The following is a 2639-nucleotide window of genomic DNA, read 5'->3' as shown; positions in this document are numbered from 1 at the left end:
CATCGCGCAGGCCATGCGCCACGGCATGTCCGACGTGGACATCCACGGTGTGACCATGTTCGACCCTTGGTTCCTTGCCCGTATCCGCGAAATTGTTGACGCCGAAGAGGGCGTGCGGGCCGAAGGCTTGCCAACCAATGAGACCGCGATGCGCCAGCTCAAGATGATGGGCTTTACCGACGCGCGTCTTGCCACCCTGACAGGCCGCGACGAAAACGACGTGCGCCGGGCCCGCCTGAATCTTGGCGTCAAAGCAGTCTTTAAACGCATCGACACCTGCGCCGCCGAATTCGAGGCGCAAACCCCCTATATGTATTCCACCTACGAATCCCCGGCATTTGGCGAAGTCGAATGCGAGGCACGCCCATCGGACCGCAAAAAAGTCGTCATCTTGGGGGGTGGCCCGAACCGCATCGGCCAAGGCATTGAATTCGACTATTGCTGCTGCCACGCCTGTTATGCGCTAACAGATGCCGGCTATGAGACCATCATGGTCAACTGTAACCCCGAAACTGTGTCCACCGACTATGACACCTCGGACCGCTTGTATTTTGAACCGCTGACATTTGAACACGTCATGGAAATCATGCGCGTCGAGCAGGAAAACGGTACGCTGCATGGTGTGATCGTGCAATTTGGCGGCCAGACCCCGCTGAAGATCGCGCAAGCCTTGCAAGACGCGGGCATCCCGATCCTTGGGACCACGCCCGACATGATCGACTTGGCGGAAGACCGCGAACGCTTTGCCGATCTGGTCAAAAAGCTCGGCCTGAAACAGCCCCACAACGGCATCGCCCATTCCGACGCCGAGGCACTGGAAATTGCAGCCGACATCGGCTTCCCGCTGGTGATCCGCCCCTCCTACGTCCTTGGTGGCCGCGCGATGGAAATCGTGCGCGACCAAGCCAGCCTTGAACGCTATATCCGCGAGGCCGTTGTCGTATCGGGCAAAAGCCCTGTGTTGCTTGACAACTATCTGTCCGGCGCGGTTGAACTTGACGTTGATGCGCTGTGTGACGGGAAAAACGTCCATGTCGCCGGCATCATGCAGCACATCGAAGAAGCAGGCGTGCATTCAGGCGACAGCGCCTGTTCGCTGCCCCCCTATTCGCTTTCGCGCGAGATCATCGCAGAGGTCGAAAAGCAGACCAAAGCGCTGGCCCTTGCACTGAACGTCGTCGGCCTGATGAACATCCAGTTCGCGATCAAAGACAACGAGATTTATCTGATCGAGGTGAACCCGCGTGCCTCGCGCACCGTGCCCTTTGTGGCCAAAGCAACGGATTCCGCCATCGCATCCATTGCCGCGCGGATCATGGCGGGCGAACCGCTGTCGAACTTCCCGTTGCGCGCGCCCTACAATGCCGATGCGGCCTATGACGATGTGCTGCCGCTGGGTGATCCGATGACGCTGGCCGATCCGAACATGCCGTGGTTTTCTGTGAAAGAGGCCGTTCTGCCCTTCGCCCGTTTCCCCGGCGTCGACACATTGTTGGGGCCAGAGATGCGTTCGACCGGCGAAGTCATGGGTTGGGACCGCGACTTCCCTCGTGCGTTCCTCAAGGCGCAAATGGGTGCTGGCAACCCGCTGCCGCGCAACGGCTGTGCCTTCCTTTCGATCAAGGACATGGACAAGACTGATGACATGCTGACCGCCGCGCGTATTCTGCTGGAACAGAATTTCACCATCGTTGCCACCCGTGGCACCGCCGAATGGCTGACTTCCCATGACATCGCCTGTAAAATCGTGAACAAGGTCTACGAAGGCCGCCCCGACATCACCGACATGATGAAAGACGAGGCGATCCACTTGGTGATGAACACCACCGAAGGTTCGCAAGCGGTCGAAGACAGCAAATCCATCCGCTCCATCGCGCTGTACGACAAGATCCCGTATTTCACGACCGCAGCGGGTTCGTATGCCGCCGCATTGGCGATCAAAGCACAGGCCGAGGACGAGATTGGCGTGAAGTCGTTGCAGGGGTAAAACGCGGACGCATCCGATTAATGCTGCGGCAAATCGCGGTCAATTAATAGTGATGCGTCCAGCGCCTACTTATCATTGCGTTCAAGACGGGACTTGCAGCAAAGATGCCCCGTAGCCTTACGGCTGCGTTAGATTTGGCAGAAGTTCAATGTTCAGTTCACTCAGGGTCATTGCCGTGGCGGTCTTTTCGACCGGTGCGACGGCATCCATCGCAGGCATTTGTGATTATCGACCCAGCCTTTTAACCGCCTCTCCCAGCAGCGGAAACGGTGTGGCCGCAAACTCAGGCATGGCGACTGCTGGTTTTTACACCCTCCCCCAAGCCATGACCGGCATGACCATGTTGAAATCAACCACCGAAACGGTCGGCAAAATTGGCGGTACAAGTGCCATCATCAGCACCACGGCGGGCCTGCTGTCCTCGCCCGTTGTTGTTACAGGTGCTGCAATCGCCGCCGTGGGCATTGGCGGATACGAAGGCGTTTGTTTCTTTAAAGATAACCGCGTCACAGAATACGCCGCCGTCGATCTGGTGGTAAAGAACATCGGCACGAACGCGAACCCCGACATATTTCAATACGTCGAAGGTCCGCTGCAACAGTCGCGCATCCGTTTGCTGGGCGAAAACAACCAGTGGCAGACATATATGGTG

At 57.9% G+C, this 2639-nt stretch carries 2 protein-coding genes; both read left to right on the top strand.

Annotated elements, in window-relative coordinates; translation table 11 throughout:
* Window positions 1-1987, top strand: a 1987-nt coding sequence (carB, locus tag ABYT07_RS20370; RefSeq protein ID WP_372993830.1) for a carbamoyl-phosphate synthase large subunit, incomplete at its 5' end; no start/stop codon positions are given.
* Between the two features lie 148 nt (window positions 1988-2135).
* Window positions 2136-2639 (top strand): hypothetical protein (locus ABYT07_RS20365; protein WP_372993829.1); only part of this gene is annotated, 504 nt, incomplete at its 3' end.

Source organism: Sulfitobacter sp. (assembly GCF_041552635.1).
Lineage (GTDB): Bacteria > Pseudomonadota > Alphaproteobacteria > Rhodobacterales > Rhodobacteraceae > Sulfitobacter.
The sequence above is the reverse complement of the archived record's forward strand: the minus strand, read 5'-3'. Positions and strand labels throughout refer to the sequence as shown.